18 protein-coding genes are annotated in these 19,654 nt (G+C 71.5%); 8 read left to right on the top strand and 10 right to left on the bottom strand.

Features of this window, described 5'->3' with window-relative positions; genetic code table 11:
- Nucleotides 1-54: 54 nt before the first annotated feature.
- On the top strand, nt 55-1,317 hold the full coding sequence (locus DN069_RS08465; RefSeq protein ID WP_207892090.1) for a sensor histidine kinase: 1,263 nt from the start codon (nt 55-57) through the stop codon (nt 1,315-1,317).
- Nucleotides 1,314-2,003 carry a response regulator transcription factor gene (locus DN069_RS08460; RefSeq protein ID WP_111500237.1) on the top strand — a complete coding sequence of 230 codons (690 nt, stop codon included), beginning with the start codon at nt 1,314-1,316 and terminating at the stop codon, nt 2,001-2,003. The genes DN069_RS08465 and DN069_RS08460 overlap by 4 nt, the downstream gene beginning before the upstream one ends.
- Here DN069_RS08460 and DN069_RS08455 read toward each other — a convergent pair.
- From DN069_RS08455 to DN069_RS08435, 5 genes are all read right to left on the bottom strand, one after another.
- Nucleotides 1,997-2,641: a hypothetical protein gene (locus tag DN069_RS08455; RefSeq protein WP_111500236.1), complete on the bottom strand. Its 645-nt coding sequence runs from the start codon at nt 2,639-2,641 to the stop codon at nt 1,997-1,999. The genes DN069_RS08460 and DN069_RS08455 overlap by 7 nt on opposite strands.
- The gene (locus tag DN069_RS08450) at nt 2,638-3,183 is read right to left on the bottom strand and encodes a SigE family RNA polymerase sigma factor (RefSeq protein ID WP_111500235.1); all 546 of its coding nucleotides are present in this window, start codon (nt 3,181-3,183) and stop codon (nt 2,638-2,640) included. Before DN069_RS08450 ends, DN069_RS08455 begins: the two co-directional genes overlap by 4 nt.
- A 77-nt stretch (nt 3,184-3,260) precedes the next feature.
- Nucleotides 3,261-3,659 carry a PPOX class F420-dependent oxidoreductase gene (locus tag DN069_RS08445; RefSeq protein WP_243639009.1) on the bottom strand — a complete coding sequence of 133 codons (399 nt, stop codon included), beginning with the start codon at nt 3,657-3,659 and terminating at the stop codon, nt 3,261-3,263.
- Between the two features lie 24 nt (nt 3,660-3,683).
- The gene (gene hemW, locus DN069_RS08440; protein ID WP_111500234.1) at nt 3,684-4,913 is read right to left on the bottom strand and encodes a radical SAM family heme chaperone HemW; all 1,230 of its coding nucleotides are present in this window, start codon (nt 4,911-4,913) and stop codon (nt 3,684-3,686) included.
- Nucleotides 4,914-4,956: 43 nt separating this feature from the next.
- Nucleotides 4,957-6,873: an AMP-dependent synthetase/ligase gene (locus DN069_RS08435; RefSeq protein WP_243639006.1), complete on the bottom strand. Its 1,917-nt coding sequence runs from the start codon at nt 6,871-6,873 to the stop codon at nt 4,957-4,959.
- A gap of 359 nt (nt 6,874-7,232) precedes the next feature.
- On the opposite strand from DN069_RS08435, the gene DN069_RS08430 reads away from it, so the two are divergent.
- Both DN069_RS08430 and DN069_RS08425 read left to right on the top strand, forming a co-directional pair.
- Entirely contained in the window at nt 7,233-8,966 is a 1,734-nt protein-coding gene (locus tag DN069_RS08430) for an ABC transporter ATP-binding protein (RefSeq protein ID WP_111500233.1), read from the top strand.
- Nucleotides 8,963-10,924, top strand: coding sequence for an ABC transporter ATP-binding protein (locus tag DN069_RS08425; protein ID WP_279387884.1), 1,962 nt, complete (start codon nt 8,963-8,965; stop codon nt 10,922-10,924). The genes DN069_RS08430 and DN069_RS08425 overlap by 4 nt, the downstream gene beginning before the upstream one ends.
- A gap of 61 nt (nt 10,925-10,985) precedes the next feature.
- On the opposite strand, the gene DN069_RS39935 is transcribed toward DN069_RS08425, so the two are convergent.
- Entirely contained in the window at nt 10,986-11,159 is a 174-nt protein-coding gene (locus DN069_RS39935; RefSeq protein ID WP_165845425.1) for a hypothetical protein, read from the bottom strand.
- 210 nt (nt 11,160-11,369) lie between these two features.
- On the opposite strand from DN069_RS39935, the gene DN069_RS08420 reads away from it, so the two are divergent.
- Nucleotides 11,370-12,230, top strand: coding sequence for a lysozyme (locus tag DN069_RS08420; protein ID WP_111500232.1), 861 nt, complete (start codon nt 11,370-11,372; stop codon nt 12,228-12,230).
- Nucleotides 12,231-12,329: 99 nt separating this feature from the next.
- On the opposite strand, the gene DN069_RS08415 is transcribed toward DN069_RS08420, so the two are convergent.
- Nucleotides 12,330-13,163 carry a helix-turn-helix domain-containing protein gene (locus DN069_RS08415; RefSeq protein WP_111500231.1) on the bottom strand — a complete coding sequence of 278 codons (834 nt, stop codon included), beginning with the start codon at nt 13,161-13,163 and terminating at the stop codon, nt 12,330-12,332.
- Nucleotides 13,164-13,230: 67 nt separating this feature from the next.
- Here DN069_RS08415 and DN069_RS08410 point away from each other — a divergent pair, with 67 nt between their 5' ends.
- Nucleotides 13,231-13,818, top strand: coding sequence for a TIGR03086 family metal-binding protein (locus DN069_RS08410; RefSeq protein WP_165845424.1), 588 nt, complete (start codon nt 13,231-13,233; stop codon nt 13,816-13,818).
- 3 nt (nt 13,819-13,821) lie between these two features.
- On the opposite strand, the gene DN069_RS08405 is transcribed toward DN069_RS08410, so the two are convergent.
- Nucleotides 13,822-15,705: a serine/threonine-protein kinase gene (locus DN069_RS08405; RefSeq protein WP_111500229.1), complete on the bottom strand. Its 1,884-nt coding sequence runs from the start codon at nt 15,703-15,705 to the stop codon at nt 13,822-13,824.
- Nucleotides 15,706-15,860: 155 nt separating this feature from the next.
- Nucleotides 15,861-17,735 (bottom strand): translation elongation factor 4, encoded by a 1,875-nt coding sequence (gene lepA, locus DN069_RS08400; RefSeq protein ID WP_279387883.1) that lies wholly within the window; start codon nt 17,733-17,735, stop codon nt 15,861-15,863.
- A gap of 87 nt (nt 17,736-17,822) precedes the next feature.
- On the opposite strand from lepA, the gene DN069_RS08395 reads away from it, so the two are divergent.
- Together DN069_RS08395 and rpsT are read left to right on the top strand one after the other, a co-directional pair.
- Nucleotides 17,823-18,122 (top strand): antibiotic biosynthesis monooxygenase family protein, encoded by a 300-nt coding sequence (locus tag DN069_RS08395; RefSeq protein WP_111500227.1) that lies wholly within the window; start codon nt 17,823-17,825, stop codon nt 18,120-18,122.
- A gap of 106 nt (nt 18,123-18,228) precedes the next feature.
- Complete coding sequence (gene rpsT / locus DN069_RS08390; protein WP_111500226.1) at nt 18,229-18,495, top strand: 30S ribosomal protein S20; 267 nt, start codon at nt 18,229-18,231, stop codon at nt 18,493-18,495.
- Nucleotides 18,496-18,670: 175 nt separating this feature from the next.
- Here rpsT and holA read toward each other — a convergent pair whose 3' ends face one another.
- Nucleotides 18,671-19,651 carry a DNA polymerase III subunit delta gene (gene holA, locus DN069_RS08385; RefSeq protein ID WP_111500225.1) on the bottom strand — a complete coding sequence of 327 codons (981 nt, stop codon included), beginning with the start codon at nt 19,649-19,651 and terminating at the stop codon, nt 18,671-18,673.
- Nucleotides 19,652-19,654 lie beyond the last annotated feature (3 nt).

The raw sequence follows: 19,654 nt of genomic DNA, 5'->3' as shown, positions 1-19,654 counted from the left end.
CAGGTGCACGTCGCGCCGATAGGGTGGCGACCACGAGACGGGAAGGAGGAGGGCGTGGACGATCCCACGCGGCGGTGGCCCGTGTGGGCGACCGTCCTGCCCTACCCCCTCCTTGGTTTCCTGGCCCTGGTGACGGCCTCCAACAAGGGTTTCGCCGGCGTCTCCCTCGCCGTCGACCTGGCGCTGTGCGCACTGACGGCGGCGTGGATCCTGGTGGTCTTCACGCTCCACCCCGAGTGGCGGGACCGGCCCCGGACGATGGCGGTCTTCTTCGTCGTCCTGATGGCGATCACCGCCGTCCTGGTGGTCCGCGACTCGTGGTTCGGCTTCTTCACCCCAGCCTGCTACGTCTTCGCCTTCCGGCTGATCCCGTGGCCCTGGGAGCCCGTCGCGGTGGGCGTGGTCGCCGCGGTCGCCGGAACCGCCCAGTCCTACGGGGTGGACAGGAGCACCGCGGTGGGCGCCACGGAGTACGCGGCCATCCTGCTCGTGAACATCCTGCCGATGTGCGGGTTCGCCTTCTACGCCCGGCGCAGCGCCCGCTACCAGCAGGAACGGGAGCTGGCCCTGGCCGAGATCCAGGAGGCCAACCGGCGGCTGGAGGTGAGCCTCGCGGAGAACGCCGCCCTGCACGAGCAACTGCTGGCCCGGGCCCGGGAGGCGGGGGTGCAGGACGAACGGCGCCGGATGGCGCGGGAGATCCACGACACGCTCGCGCAGGGCTTCACCGGCATCATCGCCCAACTGCGCGCCGCCGAGCACGCGGCCGACGGTCCGGACGCCGACGCCGCCGCCTGGCACCGGCATGTGGACGCGGCCGGACGGCTGGCGCAGGAGAGCCTGACCGAGGCCCGGCGTTCGGTGCACGCGCTGCGCCCCGAGCCGCTGCGCACGGCGGTGCTCGGCGAGGCGCTGGCCGGCGTCGCCGACCGCTGGACCGCCCTGCACGGCACACCGGTCCGCCTCTCCACGACGGGCACCGCCCGGCCGCTGCCCCCCGAGACGGAGCTGGCCCTGCTGCGCACCGCCCAGGAGGCGCTGGCCAACGTGGCCAAGCACGCCCGCGCCTCCCGGGTCGCGCTGACCCTGTCGTACCTGGAGGCCGAGGTGGCGCTGGACGTGGTCGACGACGGCGCGGGCTTCGACCCCGCGCGGGCGGCCGCCGCCGGTCCGCGTCGGGACGGCGGGTTCGGGCTGGTCGGGATGCGGGAGCGCATCGAGTCCGTGGCGGGCACCCTGCAGATCGAGTCCGAACCGGGCTCCGGCACCGGCCTCTCGGCCCGGGTACCGGTCGGTTCGACGGAGGAGGACGCATGAGCGGGGCGGGCGGGCGCGCGATCAGGCTGGTCGTCGCCGACGACCACCCGGTGGTCCGGGACGGGCTGGCCGGGCTCTTCGCCCGTGAGCCGGGGTTCGAGGTCGTCGGCGAGGCCGCGGACGGCGCCGAGGCGCTGCGGCTGGCCGAGACGCTGGCACCCGACGTGATCCTGATGGACCTGCAGATGCCGGGCACCGACGGCGTCACGGCCATCCGTGAGCTGGTCCGCCGGGGCGGCGCCGCACGGGTGCTGGTGCTGACGACGTACGACACCGACGCGCACGTGCTGCCCGCGATCGAGGCCGGCGCCTCCGGCTACCTGCTCAAGGACGCGCCGCGCGACGAACTCCTGCGCGCGGTCCGGGCGACCGCCCGCGGCGAGTCCGTCCTGGCCTCCTCCGTGGCCGCCCTGCTGATGCAGCGTGTCCGCAGGCCCGCGTCCGCCTCCGCCGCACCGTCGCCGTCGTCCCCGGCCGACGCCGGGCCGCTGAGCCAGCGGGAGCTGGAGGTCCTGCAGCTGGTCTCCTCCGGCGCGACCAACCGGGAGGCGGCGGCCCGGCTCTTCATCACCGAGGCGACGGTCAAGTCGCACCTGCTGAACGTCTACGCCAAGCTCGGCGTCTCCGACCGGGCGGCAGCGGTGACCGAGGCCTTCCACCGGGGGCTGCTGCGCCCGCATCAGTGACCGTGGAAGTCCCCTTGGACGGACACCGGTCGGCCGTGGCCGGTCGCCGTCGCGGCGTAGTCGTCCCGGCCCGCGTCGCGGCGGCCGGGGGCGTGGTCGTACCGGGCCGTGAAGGTGTAGGTGCCCGGCGGGAGGGTCGTGCCCGGCCCGAGGGTCCACTCGTAGAGCAGGAAGCCGCCCTGCCGGGTGACGGTGACGGCCAGGCCCTGCGCGGAGGACCGCTGTCCCGTGGCGGCGAGACCCGGCGTCAGCGCGATGCGGAGCCGCACGTCGAGGGCGCTGACGGTGTACCTGGTCGTGAGCGTGACCTCGCTCTGCGCCCGGGAGTCGTCGCTGCCCGGGGCGACGGAGCCGTCCGACCAGAGGAACCCCTGCTGACGGGAGGAGACCGAGGGGGCTGCCACCGACGTGGCGGTGGTGTGGCGGCCGAGCGCCGTCCAGGTACCGGTCACCGTCGCGACGAGGAGCAGCGCGCCCGCCGCCGCCAGACCGGCCGACCGCGGCGGGGTGCGCCGGGTTCGCGCCCGGGAGCGGCGCTCCGGGTCCTGACCGGCGGCGACGCGGGCCAGGATGGCGTCCCGGTCCGGCCGGTGGCGCGCGGCCTCGGCGTGCAGCGCGTCGCGCAGGTGCTCCGTCACCGCCCCTCCCCCACCGTCGTCAGCCACGTGTCCGCGTCCCCGTCCACCCCGCGCAGGAGTGCGGCCAGCTGGGCCGCGCCCCTGGACGTCTGGCTCTTCACGGTACCGACGCTGATCCCGAGCGCCCGCGCGGTCTCCCGCTCGGACAGGTCGAAGGCGTAACGCAGCACGACGCAGGCGCGGCGCCGGTACGGCAGCCGCCGGAGTGCGCTGCGCACGTCCACGACGGCGGGGACGTCGGCGCCGCGCGCGATGTGAGCGTTCTCATCCCACAGCGTGCGCCAGCCCCTGCGCTCGCGTCCGAGGCGGCGCAGGCGGTTGCGGCACAGGTTGGCGAGGACGCCGCGGGCGTAGGCCGCCGGGGAGTCGGCGGCGCTGACGCGGTCCCAGTGGCGCCAGACCTCGACCAGCGCGTCCGCCGCCAGGTCGTCGGCGGCGTCCGGTTCACCCGTCAACAGGTAGGCGAGTCGCGAGAGTTCGGCGTGGTGTCGCTCGAAGAAGGCGTGGTAGGCGTGCTCGACCGCCGGATCCCAGCCCGTCACCCGCCCTCCTCACGTCCGCCCCGACAGGGAGGCGCGAGCCTATCAACGGGCCGTGAGGGCAGGCGAAGCGGGGAAGGTCAGAAGCTGATCTCCACGGTGGCGATGGGGTGCCTGCGCCGACGGCCCGTCAGGTTGGACCAGGTGTCGCCCAGACGGAACATCAGGTACTTGCGACCCATCAGACGGCGCACCTTCTCGGTGCCCTCGGCGTCGAGCAGGCGCCCGGTGCCCGTGGCCTCGGGGGCGTCCGGGGCGATCCGGCCGCGCACGTCGCAGGGCACCACCGTGACGCGCGGGTCGCGGCGCAGCCGCTTGACCTTCCAGCTGCCGGCCTCCGTCCACACGTAGAGCCGGCCGTCGTCGACGACGCCCCAGACCGGGGTCGCCACCGGCGTGCCGTCCTTGCGGTAGGTGGTGAGGCTGACGTAGTCGGCGCGGGTCAGCGCCGTCAGGACGCTCGGGTCGAGTGCGGTCACGCCGCCGACGCTACCGCGTCCGCGTCAGTCCACGAGGTCCCGGACGACCGCGTCGGCGAGCAGTCGCCCGCGCAGCGTCAGCACGGCCCGGCCGGCGGCGAACGGCTCCGCCTCCAGCAGCCCGCCCGCGAGCGCCTGCTCGGCGGCCTTGCGGCCCGCATCGCGCAGCAGGTCCAGCGGGCAGCCGTCGGAGAGCCGGAGCTCCAGCAGGATCCGCTCGACGCGGCGGTCCTCGTCCGCCAGCCGCTCACGGCCCTGCGCCGGGGTCTGCCCCGCCTCCAGCGCCTGCGCGTAGGCGGCTGGGTGCTTGCGGTTCCACCAGCGGACCCCGCCGACATGGCTGTGCGCACCGGGGCCGGCGCCCCACCAGTCCGCGCCGGTCCAGTAGAGCTCGTTGTGGCGGCAGCGCGCCTCGGGCGTCGTCGCCCAGTTGGAGACCTCGTACCACTCCATCCCCGCGGCGCCGAGAAGCTCCTCCGTGATGAGGTAGCGGTCGGCGTGGACGTCGTCGTCCGTCATCGGGATCTCGCCGCGGCGGATCCGGGCGGCGAGCTTGGTGCCCTCCTCGACGATCAGCGCGTAGGCGCTGACGTGGTCAGGCTCGGCCGTGAGCGCGGCGTCCAGCGAGGCGCGCCAGTCGTCGTCGGACTCGCCGGGGGTGCCGTAGATCAGGTCGAGGTTGACGTGCTCGAAGCCCGCGGCGCGGGCCTCGGCGACGCAGGCCTGCGGACGGCCGGGGGTGTGGTGCCGGTCCAGCAGCTGGAGCACGTGCGGGCGCACGCTCTGCATGCCGAAGCTGAGGCGGGTGAAGCCGCCCTCGCGCAGCTCGCTCAGGTAGGCCGGGTCGACGGACTCCGGGTTGGCCTCCGTGGTCACCTCGGCGCCGGGCGCCAGCCCGAACTCGTCGCGGATCGCGCCGAGCATCCGCACCAGGTCACGCGCGGGCAGCAGGGTCGGCGTGCCGCCGCCGAGGAACACCGTCTCGACGGGCACGTCGGTGTCGCCCAGGATGCGCCGGGCCAGCCGGATCTCCGCGACGAGGTGGTCGGCGTAGGTGTCCTGCGACGCGACCGCGCCGGAGGAGCGCAGCTCGGTCGCGGTGTAGGTGTTGAAGTCGCAGTACCCGCAGCGGGTGGCGCAGTAGGGCACGTGGACGTAGAAGCCGAAGGGGCGCGTACCGAGCCCGGCGAGGGCGGTCTCGGGCAGCGCACCGTCGACGGGGACGGCTTCGCCGTCGGGCAGAGCGGAGGGCATACGGCCTATTGTCCGTTACGCCCTCCCCTCCCCCCAAAAAAGGTCAGGCCTCGCGGGAGCCCGCGTACATCGCCTCGATCAGCTCGGCGTTCTCGCGCTCCACGACCGGGCGCTTGACCTTCAGGCTCGGGGTGAGCTCGCCGTGCTCGATGTCGAGGTCGCGCGGCAGGACGGTGAACTTCTTGATCGTCTGCCAGCGCTGCAGCCCACCGTTGAGCTGGTCCACGAAGCCGGAGATCAGCTGGTGCGTCTCGGACGAGACGCAGACCTCGGCGTAGGACTTGCCCGCCTGACCGTTGGTGGACGCCCACTGCATGATCGCCGGCTCGTCCAGGGTGATCAGCGCGGCGCAGAAGTTGCGGCCGTTGCCGATGACCATGATGTTGCTGACGAACGGGCAGACCGCCTTGAACCGGCCCTCGACCTCGCTCGGGGCGACGTACTTGCCGCCGGAGGTCTTGAACATGTCCTTCTTGCGGTCGGTGATCCGCAGGAAGCCGTCCTTGTCCAGCTCGCCGATGTCGCCGGTGTGGAACCAGCCGTCGGCCTCCAGCACCTCGGCGGTCTTCTCCGGCTGGTTGTGGTAGCCGCGCATGACGCCGGGGCCGCGCAGCAGGATCTCGCCGTCCTCGGCGATGCGGACCTCGGTGCCGGGCAGCGGGCGGCCCACCGTCCCGACGCGGTAGCTCTCGCCCGGGTTGACCGTGGAGCCGGCGCTGGTCTCGCTGAGGCCGTAGCCCTCCAGGATGTGCACGCCGACGCCGGAGAAGAAGTAGTTGATGTCCGGGGCGAGCGCGGCCGAGCCGGAGACGCAGGCCCGCAGCTGCCCGCCGAACGCCGCGCGGATCTTGGCGTAGACGAGCTTGTCCGCCACCGCGTGCTTGGCCTGCAGCGGGAAGGGGACGGTGCGCGAGCCGGTCCGGATCTCGTTCTTCTGCGCCGTCTCGGCGTACTGGCGGGCGACGCCCGCCGCCCACATGAAGATCTTGTACTTGGCGCCGCCCTCGGCCCGGGCCTTGCCGGCGATGCCGTTGTAGACCTTCTCGAAGATGCGCGGCGCGGCCGCCATGTAGGTCGGCTGGACCAGCGGCAGGTTGGTGATGATCTTGTCGATCCGGCCGTCGACGGCGATGACCGAGCCCTGCTGGATGTGACCGGAGGTCAGCGTCTTGCCGAAGACGTGCGACAGCGGCAGCCACAGGTACTGCACGTCGGTGTCGTCGGTCAGGCCGAGCGAGGACTGCGCCGCGGCCTGGTAGGCCCAGCAGTCGTGGACCAGGCGGACGCCCTTGGGGCGGCCGGTGGTGCCGGAGGTGTAGATCAGGGTGGCCAACTGCTCGCGCTGGAGCGCTGCGACGGTCGAGGTGACGGCGTCGGCGTGCTCCTTGAGGTAGGCGACGCCGCGCTCCTCCAGCTCGGCGAGCGAGAGCACCTCGACACCGGCGGGCTCCGCGCCCGGCTCCGGCTTGCTGCCGTCGACGGTGACGATCACCCGGACCTCCGGGGTCTGGTCCAGCACGCCGAGCACCTTGGCCAGCTGCTTGTCGTCCTCGACGAAGAGCGCGCGGCTGCCCGAGTCGGAGAGGATGAACGCGGTCTCCTCGCCGTTGGTGCTCGGGTAGACGGCGGTGACGGCCGCGCCGGCGCACATGATGCCGAGGTCGATCAGGATCCACTCGATCCGGGTCGAGCAGGAGATGCCGACCCGCTCCTCGGGCACGATGTCGAGGCTCATCAGGCCGGCCGCGATGCCGCCCACCCGCTCGGCCGCCTGCGACCAGGTCATCGAGCGCCACTGCTCCGCGCCCGGGGCACCGTCGGCGGCGTGCTCGTCGACCGGCACGGGGTAGCGGTAGGCCACCCGGTCCGGCGTGGCCGCCACACGGGCGAGGAAGAGCTGCGCCACGGATTCGGGGCGGTTGTCCAGCAGGGGCTCGGCGACGAGGGGCTTCAAGCTCACGACTACCTCCGGTGCCCGCTCGGCCGGTGTGGGGCGGCCGGGGGCTCATGCGGTGCGGACGGCGGGGCTGACTGGGGGTGGACGGTGGCCGTCTGCGAAGGGGGCAGACTGCGGGCGTCACTTCAGACCCACTGTTTAACTCACGAGTAACCAGCGGGCAACGATCAGATTAGGACGTTCGGGCCTCGGGCGTAAGGGGGTGAATTGACCGCGCCCCGCTGGCTTGCCGGGCGGCAGGTAAGCTTCGTACCATGGCGCCCCGCTAAATCAATGGCCCGCGCCCGCGCAACCGGGTACGGTGTACGCAGATACCTTCACAACCTCCACCCACCAGCTCATCTCCTCCTGAGAGATCCGTTGTGCTGATCCGACTCCTGCGCGCCCACCTGGGGCCGTACTCCAGGCCGATCGCCCTGCTGGTCCTGCTCCAGCTGGTCCAGACGATCGCGACCCTCTACCTTCCCACCCTCAACGCCGACATCATCGACAACGGCGTCATCAAGGGCGACTCCGGCTACATCCTGTCCACCGGCGGGATCATGATCGGCGTCTCGCTGGCTCAGGTGATCTGTTCCGTCGGGGCCGTCTACTTCGGCGCCCGGACCGCGATGGCGCTGGGCCGGGACATCCGGGCCTCGGTCTTCAACCGGGTCCAGTCGTTCTCCGTGCGCGAGGTCGGCCAATTCGGCGCCCCCTCGCTGATCACCCGCAGCACCAACGACGTCCAGCAGGTGCAGATGCTGGTGCTGATGACCTTCACGCTGATGGTCTCCGCGCCGATCATGTGCGTCGGCGGCATCATCCTGGCGCTCAACCAGGACGTGCCGCTCTCCAGCCTGCTGATCGTCATCGTGCCGATCCTCGGCGTGATCATCGGCTTCACGGTCAGCCGGATGCGGCCGCTCTTCCGCTCCATGCAGGAGCGCATCGACACCGTCAACCGCGTGCTGCGCGAGCAGATCAGCGGCCTGCGCGTGATCCGCGCCTTCGTCAAGGACACCCACGAGCGCACCCGCTTCCGCGGCGCCAACGACGACCTGACCGACGTCGGCCTGCGCGTGGGCCGGCTGATGGCGCTGATGTTCCCGCTGGTCATGCTGGTGGTGAACCTCTCCAGCGTGGCCGTCATGTGGTTCGGCGCGCACCGGATCGACAGCGGCGGCATGCAGATCGGCGCACTGACGGCGTTCCTCAGCTACCTGATGCAGATCCTGATGTCGGTCATGATGGCCACCTTCATGTTCATGATGGTGCCGCGCGCCGAGGTCTGCGCCGAACGCGTCATGGAGGTGCTCGACACCGAGACCACCGTCGTCCCGCCGGCCAGCCCGGTCCGCGAGCTCTCCGCCCGCGGCTTCCTGGAGCTGCGCGGCGCCGAGTTCCGCTACCCGGGCGCCGAGGCGGCCGTGCTGCGGGACGTCTCCTTCACCGCCCGGCCCGGCGAGACCACCGCGATCATCGGCTCAACCGGATCCGGCAAGACCACCCTGGTCAACCTGATCCCGCGGCTCTCCGACGTCACCGACGGTTCGGTGCTCGTCGACGGCGTGGACGTGCGCGAGCTGGACGAGTCGGTGCTCGCCAAGTCGATCGGCCTGGTCCCGCAGAAGCCCTACCTGTTCACCGGCACCGTCGCCTCCAACCTTCGCTACGGAAACCCGGACGCGACGGACGAGGAGCTGTGGGCGGCCCTGGAGACCGCGCAGGCCAAGGACTTCGTCTCCGAACTCGCCGAGGGCCTGGACGCGCCGATCGCGCAGGGCGGCACCAACGTCTCCGGCGGCCAGCGCCAGCGTCTGGCCATCGCCCGCGCGCTGGTGCGCAAGCCGGAGGTCTACCTCTTCGACGACTCCTTCTCCGCGCTCGACTACGCGACCGACGCCCGGCTGCGCGCCGCGCTCGGGCGCGAGACGCGCGACTCGACGGTGGTCATCGTGGCGCAGCGGGTCTCCACGATCCGCAACGCCGACCGCATCATCGTCCTCGACGCGGGCCAGGTCGTCGGCGAGGGCACGCACCGTGAACTGATGGACGTGAACGAGACGTACCGAGAGATCGTGCTGTCTCAGCTGACCGAGGAGGAGGCGGCATGAGCTCCGGCGGCGACGAAGCCAAGGCGGCGGCAAGCCGCCGTCCGGGCGCGGGGGCGGGTCCGGGCCGCTGGATGGGCGCCCAGCCGGCCGAGAAGTCGTTGAACTTCAAGGCCTCGGGCAAGCGCGTGCTGGGCCGGCTGCGGCCCGAACGCCCGCTCATCATCGGGGTGCTGGCGCTGGCCATGGTCAGCGTCGCGCTCTCGGTGGTCGGCCCCAAGGTGCTCGGCCACGCGACCGACCTGATCCTCGGCGGGGTCTTCGGCAAGAAGATCCCGGCGGGCACCGACCCGGCCGCGCTCAACGCGCACCTGAACCACCAGCAGCAGCAGATGCTGTCCTCGGTCCACTTCACCCCCGGCAAGGGCATCGACTTCGGCGCGGTCGGCACCGTGCTGCTCTGGGTCGCCCTGATCTACCTGGTCGCGGGCCTGTGCGGGATCATCCAGGCGCGCCTGGCCAACGTGGCCGTCCAGCGCGCCGCGAACCGGCTGCGCGCGGACGTCGAGGACAAACTGGCCCGACTGCCGCTCAGCTACTACGACAAGCAGCCGCGCGGCGAGGTGCTGAGCCGGGTCACCAACGACATCGACAACATCGCGCAGTCGCTGCAGCAGACCATGTCGCAGATCATCAGCTCGCTGCTGATGGTCGTCGGCGTGCTGACCATGATGTTCTGGATCTCCTGGCTGCTGGCCCTGATCGCGCTGGTCTCCATCCCCGCCTCGGCGGTGCTGGCGGCCAAGGTCGGCAAGCGGGCGCAGCCGAACTTCGTCCAGCAGTGGAAGTCCACGGGCAAGCTGAACGCGCACATCGAGGAGATGTACACCGGCCACTCCCTGGTCAAGGTCTTCGGCCACCAGAAGGAGGCCGCGGAGCAGTTCGACGCCGAGAACGAGAAGCTCTACCAGGCCAGCTTCAAGGCGCAGTTCATCTCCGGCCTGATCCAGCCGTCGATGATGTTCATCGGCAACCTGAACTACGTCATCGTGGCGGTCGTGGGTGGCCTGCGGGTCGCTTCGGGCGCGCTGTCGATCGGTGACGTGCAGGCGTTCATCCAGTACTCGCGGCAGTTCAGCCAGCCGCTGACCCAGGTCGCGGCCATGGCCAACCTGGTGCAGTCCGGCGTCGCCTCGGCCGAGCGCGTCTTCGAACTGCTGGACGCGGACGAGCAGTCGCCCGAGCCGGCCGCGCCGGAGCGTCCCGAGATCGTGCGCGGGCAGGTCGAGTTCGAGCACGTGGCCTTCCGCTACGACCCGGAGAAGCCCCTCATCGAGGACCTCTCGCTGCTGGCCGACCCCGGCCACACGGTCGCCATCGTCGGCCCGACCGGCGCCGGCAAGACCACCCTGGTCAACCTGCTGATGCGGTTCTACGAGCCGACGGCGGGCCGGATCACGCTGGACGGCGTCGACGTCGCGGCGATGAACCGCGAGGAGCTGCGCGGCCACATCGGCATGGTGTTGCAGGACACCTGGCTGTTCGGCGGCTCCATCGCGGACAACATCGCCTACGGCTCGGAGGGGGCGACGCGCGAGCAGATCGTCGCGGCGGCGAAGGCCGCCCACGTCGACCGCTTCGTGCGCACCCTGCCGGACGGCTACGACACCGTCATCGACGACGAGGGCACCGGCGTCAGCGCGGGCGAGAAGCAGCTGATCACCATCGCGCGGGCGTTCCTCGCCGAGCCGACGATCCTCGTCCTGGACGAGGCGACCAGCTCCGTCGACACCCGCACCGAGGTGCTGATCCAGCGCGCGATGGCCAAGCTGCGCGCGGGCCGCACCGCCTTCGTCATCGCGCACCGCCTCTCCACGATCCGCGACGCGGACACCATCCTGGTGATGGAGAACGGCGCGATCGTCGAACAGGGCGACCACGCCTCCCTGCTGGAGCAGGACGGCGCCTACGCCCGCCTCTACAAGGCGCAGTTCGCCCAGGCGGTGGCGGAGGTCGACTGACCCTCGCCTCCGAAGGCCGGTGGCCGCTCCCCGCCCGGGGAGCGGCCACCGGCCGTTCCGGCTACCTCCGCGCGGTCACCGACGCGCTCGGCGTCGTCGGAGCGGGTGTCGGGTCGTGGTGTGTGGCCTGCGTCAGCAGGAACGCCACTGCCGCCGCCGTGACCAGCAGTCCACCGGCCCCGGCCAGTCGCGGATCGAGCAGCGGGTTGCGCGGCGGGTCCTGATCGGTCGGCATCCGCTCAGGCTAGATCGGCCGCCCGGAAGCGACGACGATCCGGTCGTGCAGGACTTCGTCGCAATTGCCTGCAAGCTCTTTCGCGATTCGGGTCTACATGCGTAGCATTCCTGTGGCATGGCTGTGACAACCCGGGTGTGCAGCCGTCAGTTCAGCGTTCTCGCAAGCCCTTTGCCGTCCAGCACGAGGACAACACGGAGGCGCGACGCAATGAACTCCCGATCTCTCCCCCGCAGACTCACCACCGCCGCGACCCTGCTCACGGCGCTCGGCCTGGCGGCCGCGATCCCGGTCGCCCCCGCCCAGGCAACCTCCCGCGACGCCACGTCCGCCCAGGCGGCCCAGGCGGCCGCATCGGCCAAACTCCCGCGCGGCGACGCCTACATGGGCATCGGCGTGCGCGCGCACGGAGGCGGCGGCCTCGGCCCGGCGCTGCCGCTGGTCACCCAGACCGAGGGCGTGGACGTCTCCAGCTACCAGGGCAACGTCGACTGGACCACGCTGTGGAACAGCGGCGTCCGGTGGGCCTACACCAAGGCCACCGAGGGGACCTACTACACCAACCCGGACTTCGCCCAGCAGTACAACGGGCCCTACAACGTCGGCATGATCCGGGCCGCCTACCACTTCGCCACCCCGGACACGACCTCCGGCGCCGCCCAGGCGGACTACTTCGTCAACCACGGCGGGGGCTGGTCCAAGGACGGCAAGACGCTGCCCGGCGTGCTCGACATCGAGTGGAACCCCTACGGGGCCTCCTGCTACGGCCTGTCCCAGAGCGGGATGGTCAACTGGATCGCGAGCTTCATCAACGAGTACCACTACCGCACCAGCCGCTGGGCGGTGATCTACACCGCCACCTCCTGGTGGAGCCAGTGCACCGGCAACTACGGCGGGTTCGCGGCCAACGACCCGCTCTGGATCGCCAACTACAACGGCTCCCCCGGCACGCTGCCGGCGGGCTGGGGCTACTACACGATGTGGCAGTACACCGACTCCGGCCCGTACGTCGGCGACCACGACAAGTTCAACGGCGACATCACGAGGGTCCAGGCGCTCGCGCTGGGCTGAAACCACGGGTGGGCCGACGGCCTCGCGCACCGCGGCGATCAGGTCCGCGGCGGCCTGGAACTCGTCATCCACGCGCGCCCGTCGGCCGGAGCGGCCTGATCAGCGCTCGCCCCGCGCGTAGCGGGACGGGGACACGCCCACGACCGCGGTGAAGTCGCGGGTCAGATGGGCCTGGTCGCTGTAGCCGAGGTCGGCGGCGAGAGCCGCCCAGTCGACCGAACCGTGGTCGGCGCGCTGCGCCGCCTCGTGCAGACGAGCGCGGCGCAGCACCGCCTTCGGCGAGACGCCCACATACTCGGCGAACAGGCGCTGCAGCGTCCGCACGGAGAGCTCGAAGCGCTCGGCGACCTGCTCCACCCGGACCAGGGTGTGGTCGGACGTCATCTCCCGCACGACCGCCGCGACCTGCGCCGCATGGGGGTACCCCCGGCCGAGGGCTGGGGAAGGATCCGGCTCGGCCGGCAGGCGCTCCGCGAGAAAGCCCTCGACGAGCGCGACCATCGCGTCCGTCTCCGGGCAGGCGAGGACCCGCGGGCAGAGCGCGTCGGCCTCCTCGCCGAAGAACCGCGCGGCCGGGAGGACCTGGTCGGTGAGCTCCTGGACCGGGCCCGGGGCGAACACCCGGAAGCCGCCAGGCAGGAACCTGACGCCGTGCACCTGCCCCGCGTCGACCAGCCGCCTGGTGTAGACGCCGCGGATCACGCCGTAGAGCAGCGGCCCGGCGGGCTCGAAGACCAGGTGCACGTTCGGGTGCGACAGCACCCGCGACTCGTACGGGGGCTGCCCGGTCACGTCCCAGCGGACGATCCAGTGGTACTCCACGTACGGCGCGAGCGCCGGACCCGGCGGCGCGGTCGTGACCGTGAACCGGCTCGCGCCCTGTTCCGGGTGCAGCACACCGCGCGGTCCCACGCCCGACTCCCGCTCCGCCATGTCCGTCACCCTATGCGTGTCGCGTTTCTTCAAGACCTCACCCCGCGCCGCCCGTACCGTCGTGACCATGAACGACAAGCCCGAACTTCCCGACCTGTACGGCCCGCTCCGTGCGGCCGCCACCGAGACCGTCCGCGTCGTGCGCGGCGTCGACCCGGCCGCGCTGGGCGCGGCGACGCCGTCGGCCGAGTGGGACCTGCGCGCGGTCGTGAACCACCTGATCCTGTGGACCGCCCACAACTTCGCGCTCCGCGCGGAGGGCGGCGCCGTGCCCGCGGAGTGGTACGAGCGCGACTTCACCGCCGAGCCGGGCTGGGCGGAGGCGTACGCGCAGCAGGTCGACAAGGCGCTCGCGGCGTGGTCGGACCCGGCCGTGTGGGAGCGGGACATGCCGATGGGCGACTCGGCCGTCCCCGCGTCGGCGATCGCCGGCATGGTCCTGCTCGAGTTCACCCTCCACGGCTGGGAGGCCGCGCAGGGCTCCGGTCAGACCTACGCCCTGGACGAGGCGACCGCCGCGGCGGTGCTGGCGCAGGTCGAGCAGTGGGCGGAGATGTTCCGCCAGTACGACGGCTTCGCCGAGGCACTGCCGGTGGCCGCCGACGCCCCCGCGTTCGAACGGGCGCTCGCGCTGTCGGGCCGAAAGCCGCGCTAGACCTCAGCCGGTACGAAGCGCTCCCCACGTCAACGGACCAACCTGGCCGTCGTTCTGCAGCCCGTGGGCGGACTGGAAGCTCTTGACCGCCGCGAGCGTTTCCGGCCCGAACTGCCCGTCCACACCGGAGCTGCCAACGCTGTAGCCGTGGTACTGCAGCAGGCACTGGACCTCCGTGACCCGCACGTTGTTCTGGTTCTCAACGGTCAGGGTGGTGCCGGATGTGTAGAACGGGCACGCCTTCTCCCAACCCGGCGTGGTCGGCGGCGGCGGAGCCGAGGAGTGCGGGGCGGAGGGCGTCGTCTGGGAGCCGGCCGGGGTGGTCTGGGCGGCGCCCGGGGTCGTCGCACCGCCGTGGGGCTGCGCGCCGGGGGTCGTGGACGTGCCCGGACGGGCCGCCGCGGTGGTCGCGGGGGCCGAGGCGACGCCCGTCGCGGACGCCGCCGCCGAGGAGGCGCTCGCGCTCGGCGTGCCCGAGGCGGCGTCCACGCTGCCGCTGCCCTGCTGCGCGCTGGTGTGGGAGCCGGGCTTGGAGCCACCGGTGAGGGCGATCGCCGTGCCGGCGAGCGCGGCCACGGCGACGACCGCGGCGACGGCCAGCAACACGCCGCGACCGCCACGACGCCGTTCCTCGGGCTGCGCGGCCGCGACGTCCGGGGTGATCGAGACATAGGCGGGCTGCTGCACGGCCTGCTGAGGGAAGACGGGAACGGTCGGCGGAGTCGGCCGGACAGGCCCCTGCATCGGCACGTGGGCCGTCGGGGGCGTCTGCGGCATGTACGGCGGCTGCGGGGTCGGCGTGGACATCGACGTCTGGGTGGGCGTCGCGGCCGTCCCGGCGGGACCGGCGCTGCGGCCGAGCATCATCGTGCCGCCGTCGGCCATCGGCGCGGGCGGCGTCTCCAGAGTGGGCAGCGGCAGCGCCCGCACGGCGAGGGCCACCTCGACCCGGGCCATGATGGCCGCGCCCAGCTCCGGCGACCACGGCGCGGCGACCTGCCGCAGCACGGCCCGCTCGGCGACGTCGGGCGCGGTCGGGCGAGCGGACGCGTCCTTGTTGAGGCAGGCGCGGACCAGTTCGGCCAGCTGCGGGTCGACCTCCTCGACCCGGTCCAGCACCTCCGGCTTCGGCTCCTCGAAGGCGACGCGGTGCAGCACGTCCACGGTGGTGCCGTCGCCGAACGGGCCGGTACCGGTGACCGCGTAGGCGAGGACGGAGCCGAGGGCGAACAGGTCGGAGGAGGTCGCGACCGCCTGGCCGCGGACCTGCTCCGGCGACATGTAGGCGGGCGTGCCGACCTGTTGGCCGGTGGTGGTGATGGCGCTGGTGTCCGCGGCCTGCGAGATGCCGAAGTCGATGACCCGGCAGCCGGCCGGGCCGAGGATGACGTTGGACGGCTTGATGTCGCGGTGGACCACGCCGACCCGCTCCATCGCCGCGATGGCCTGGGCGAGTTCGAGCGCGAGCCGCCAGGCGCCGGTCGCCCCGAGCGGTCCGGAGCCCGTGACGGCCTCCGAGAGGCTGGGTCCGGGGATGTACTCGGTGGCCATCCACAGCAGGTCGCCGTCGTAACCGCTGCCGAGCAGCACCGCGGCCTGCTCGCCACGGACGCGGGCGAGCGCCGCGGACTCGCGCTCGAAGCGGCGCCGGAATCCCTCGTCCTCCGCGTACTCGGGCCGGATCACCTTGACGGCGGCGAGCTCTGACGGTCCGTCGGCCGCGCGGCCCAGGTAGATGCGACCCATGCCACCGCCACCGAGGACGGCGATGTTGGTATAGGGACCGACCCGTCGCGGGTCGGTCGGGCGCAGCGGCTTCGCACCGAGGCGGTCCAGGCCGACCGAGCCGAACATTCTGGGATCCGAGAAGCCGTCCTGCTGCGTCATGTCCTGTCCCCGTCCCCCGTCAGTTTCCGTCCGCCCCGAACGTTCGACCCCCCGTTCGGCACCCGGGAGATTACCGCAATCACGTGAAACTACGGACAAAGGTGAGGCCCCCGCAGGTATCACCTGCGGGGGCCTCACCTTCGCTGCGGCTGCGGCTACTTCTTCTTGTCCGCTGCGGCCGCGCCCTCGTCGGTCGACAGCGCGGCGATGAAGGCCTCCTGCGGGACCTCCACGCGGCCGACCATCTTCATGCGCTTCTTGCCTTCCTTCTGCTTCTCCAGCAGCTTCCGCTTACGGGAGATGTCACCGCCGTAGCACTTGGCGAGGACGTCCTTGCGCATCGCGCGGACGGTCTCTCGGGCGATGACGCGCGAGCCGATGGCCGCCTGGATCGGCACCTCGAACTGCTGGCGCGGGATCAGCTTCTGCAGCTTGCCGGCCATCATCACGCCGTAGTTGTAGGCCTTGTCGCGGTGGACGATCGCGGAGAAGGCGTCCACCTGCTCACCCTGGAGCAGGATGTCCACGCGGACCAGGTTGGCGCTCTGCTCGCCGATGGGCTCGTAGTCGAGCGAGGCGTAGCCGCGGGTCTTGGACTTCAGCTGGTCGAAGAAGTCGAAGACGATCTCGGCCAGCGGCAGGTTGTAGCGGATCTCGACGCGGTCCTCGGAGAGGTAGTCCATGCCCTGCAGCGAACCGCGGCGGGCCTGGCACAGCTCCATGATCGCGCCGACGAACTCGTTCGGGGCGAGGATGGTGCCGCGCACGATCGGCTCGTAGACCTCGGAGATCTTGCCGGTCGGGAACTCGCTCGGGTTGGTGACGGTGTGCTCCGTGCCGTCCTCCATGATCACCCGGTAGACCACGTTCGGGGCGGTGGAGATCAGGTCGAGGTTGAACTCGCGCTCCAGGCGCTCCCGGATGATCTCCAGGTGCAGCAGGCCGAGGAAGCCACAGCGGTAACCGAAGCCGAGCGCGACCGAGGTCTCCGGCTCGTAGACCAGCGCGGCGTCGTTCAGGCGCAGCTTGTCCAGGGCGTCGCGCAGCAGCGGGTAGTCCGAGCCGTCCAGCGGGTACAGGCCCGAGAAGACCATCGGCCTCGGGTCCTTGTAGCCGCCCAGCGGGTCGGTGGCGCCCTTGTGCATCGAGGTGATGGTGTCACCGACGCGGGACTGGCGGACGTCCTTCACACCGGTGATCAGGTAACCCACCTCGCCGACGCCGAGCCCCTGGGACGGCTTGGGCTCCGGCGAGATGACGCCGATCTCCAGCAGCTCGTGGGTCGCGCCGGTCGACATCATCGCGATGCGCTCACGCTTGTTCAGCTGACCGTCGACGACACGGACGTAGGTGACCACGCCGCGGTAGGGGTCGTAGACCGAGTCGAAGATCATCGCGCGCGGCGGGGCGTCCTTGACGCCGACCGGGGCCGGGATCTTCTCGACGACCGCGTCCAGGATGTCCTCGACACCGAGACCGGTCTTCGCGCTGGCGCGCAGCACGTCGCTCGGCTCGCAGCCGATGATGTGCGCGATCTCCTCCGCGTACTTGTCCGGCTGCGCGGCGGGGAGGTCGATCTTGTTGAGCACCGGGATGATCGTGAGGTCGTTCTCCAGCGCCAGGTACAGGTTGGCGAGGGTCTGCGCCTCGATGCCCTGCGCGGCGTCGACCACGAGGAGGGTGCCCTCGCAGGCGGCCAGCGAGCGGGAGACCTCGTAGGTGAAGTCCACGTGGCCCGGAGTGTCGATCATGTTCAGGATGTGCGTGCTGCCGACGCCGGGGCCGGTCTGCGGCGCCCAGGGCAGCCGCACGGCCTGCGACTTGATGGTGATGCCGCGCTCGCGCTCGATGTCCATCCGGTCCAGGTACTGCGCACGCATCTGCCGGGGGTCGACCACACCGGTGATCTGCAGCATCCGGTCGGCAAGGGTCGACTTGCCGTGGTCGATATGGGCGATGATGCAGAAGTTGCGGATCAGCGCCGGGTCGGTGTTGCTGGGCTCCGGAACGTTGGACGGCATGGCGGACACTAAGGATCCAGTTCTTCTGATCGGCCGGGACGTGGGTTTTTCCCACCCATCGTCCCATGGCCCAGCGCTGGTGCAGAATCCTGGCCCATGATCATGGAGTCCGCGCTGCTCGACGTCCGCCCCGGCCAGGAGGAGAGCTTCCTCGCCGCGTTCACCCAGGCCCGTCCGCTGATCGCCTGCCAGCCGGGTTTCCGCTCGGTGCAGCTGCGCCGCTGCGTGGACCCGGGCCGCGAGTCACGCTTCCTGCTGCTGGTGGAGTGGGAGACGCTGGAGCACCACACCGAGGGATTCCGCAGGTCCGCGGAGTACGAGCGGTGGCGTGAGCTGCTGCACCACTTCTACGACCCCTTCCCGCTGGTCGAACACTTCGGCGAGTCGGCGGTGTGAGGCCGTCTGGTATCGTGGACCACCGTGTCTGTGCTGTGCCATGCCCTCTAACCTGGCTCGGCGCCGACGCGATCCCAGAAGAATCAACTCAGACTGAGGCTCATTCGTGGCGAACATCAAGTCCCAGATCAAGCGCATCAAGACCAACGAGAAGGCTCGTCAGCGCAACAAGGCTGTCAAGTCCTCCCTGAAGACGGCCATCCGCAAGACCCGTGAGGCCGTCGAGGCCGGCGACTTCGCGAAGGCCGACGAGCTGGCCCGTGTCGCGTCCCGTGAGCTGGACAAGGCCGTCAGCAAGGGCGTCATCCACAAGAACCAGGCCGCGAACAAGAAGTCCGCGCTGGCCACCAAGGTTGACGCGCTCAAGGGCTGAACTCCTTGATCGACCGCTCGCCGGGCCGCGTTCCCTCTCAAACGCCCCGGTCGAGCCGCACAACCCAGCAGCCCACGCGGCCTGCGTTCGCCACGCGGGTGGGCTGCAGTAGCTGAAGCTGACGGAAAGGCTCCGCCACTCCCTTCGGGGAAGGCGGGGCCTTTCTGTTGTTGCACTACCTCGCTCGGGCCGCCTGAGACACAGCCACCACACACTGTTCCAGCGCGTACGCCGGGTCGCCGCTGCCGCCCTTGACCGCGGCGTCCGCGTCAGCGATGGCGCGGAGCGCGGTCGCGACGCCGTCGCCGGTCCAGCCGCGGAGCTGCTGGCGGACGCGGTCGATCTTCCACGGCGGCATGCCGAGCTCGCGGGCGAGATCCGCCGGACGGAGCGACCGGTCCGCGGTCGCGACGCGGCCGATCGCGCGGACGCCGGAGGCGAGCGCGAAGACGATGCCGGTGGGCTTCTCCCCCACGGCCAGCGCCCAGCGCAGCTGGCCCAGCGCGTCGGCGGTGCGGCCGGTGACCGCGAGGTCGGCGACCTGGAAGCCCGTCGACTCGGCGCGGCCGGTGTAGTAGCGGGCGACGACGGTCTCGTCGATCGTGCCCTCGGTGTCCGCGGCGAGCTGGCTCGCCGCACTCGCGAGCTCGCGGAGATCGCCGCCCACGGCGTCCAGCAGGGCCCGGCAGGCGTCCTCGCTGGCGGAGCGGCCGGCACCGCGGAACTCCGCCCGGACGAAGGCGAGCTTCTCCGCGGGCTTGGTCAGCTTGGGGCAGGCCACCTCGCGCGCGCCCGCCTTCTTGCCCGCCTCCAGCAGCGCCTTTCCCTTGGCGCCGCCGGCGTGGACGAGGAGCAGCAGGACATCGGGGGCCGGGTCCTCGATGTAGGCCTTGAGCTCCTTGACCACGTCCGCTCCGGCGTCCTGCGCCGCGCGCACGACGATGACCTTGCGCTCGGAGAAGAGCGAAGGGCTCGTCAGCTCGCTCAGCATGCCGGGCTGGAGTGTGCCAGGGGCGAGGTCGCGCACGTCGGTGTCCGGGTCGTCCGCGCGGGCCGCGGCGACGGTCTGCGCGACGGCACGATCGAGCAGCAGCTCCTCCTGCCCGACGATCAGGGTCAGCGGGGAGAGCAGGTCTTCGGAGGGTTTCCTGGCCATCGC

The sequence above is a fragment of the Streptacidiphilus pinicola genome (genome assembly GCF_003258295.1).
GTDB classification, from domain to species: domain Bacteria; phylum Actinomycetota; class Actinomycetes; order Streptomycetales; family Streptomycetaceae; genus Streptacidiphilus; species Streptacidiphilus pinicola.
The sequence above is the reverse complement of the archived record's forward strand: the minus strand, read 5'-3'. Positions and strand labels throughout refer to the sequence as shown.

What these genes read in the sequence shown, in the direction of transcription:
- DN069_RS08460 (WP_111500237.1), top strand. Translation starts at nt 1,314, where the DNA reads ATGAGCGGGGCGGGCGGGCGCGCGATCAGGCTGGTCGTCGCCGACGAC.
- hemW (WP_111500234.1), bottom strand. Translation starts at nt 4,913, where the DNA reads ATGCCCTCCGCTCTGCCCGACGGCGAAGCCGTCCCCGTCGACGGTGCG.
- DN069_RS08425 (WP_279387884.1), top strand. Translation starts at nt 8,963, where the DNA reads ATGAGCTCCGGCGGCGACGAAGCCAAGGCGGCGGCAAGCCGCCGTCCG.
- DN069_RS39935 (WP_165845425.1), bottom strand. Translation starts at nt 11,159, where the DNA reads ATGCCGACCGATCAGGACCCGCCGCGCAACCCGCTGCTCGATCCGCGA.
- DN069_RS08420 (WP_111500232.1), top strand. Translation starts at nt 11,370, where the DNA reads ATGAACTCCCGATCTCTCCCCCGCAGACTCACCACCGCCGCGACCCTG.
- DN069_RS08415 (WP_111500231.1), bottom strand. Translation starts at nt 13,163, where the DNA reads ATGGCGGAGCGGGAGTCGGGCGTGGGACCGCGCGGTGTGCTGCACCCG.
- DN069_RS08410 (WP_165845424.1), top strand. Translation starts at nt 13,231, where the DNA reads ATGAACGACAAGCCCGAACTTCCCGACCTGTACGGCCCGCTCCGTGCG.
- DN069_RS08405 (WP_111500229.1), bottom strand. Translation starts at nt 15,705, where the DNA reads ATGACGCAGCAGGACGGCTTCTCGGATCCCAGAATGTTCGGCTCGGTC.
- DN069_RS08395 (WP_111500227.1), top strand. Translation starts at nt 17,823, where the DNA reads ATGATCATGGAGTCCGCGCTGCTCGACGTCCGCCCCGGCCAGGAGGAG.
- holA (WP_111500225.1), bottom strand. Translation starts at nt 19,651, where the DNA reads ATGGCCAGGAAACCCTCCGAAGACCTGCTCTCCCCGCTGACCCTGATC.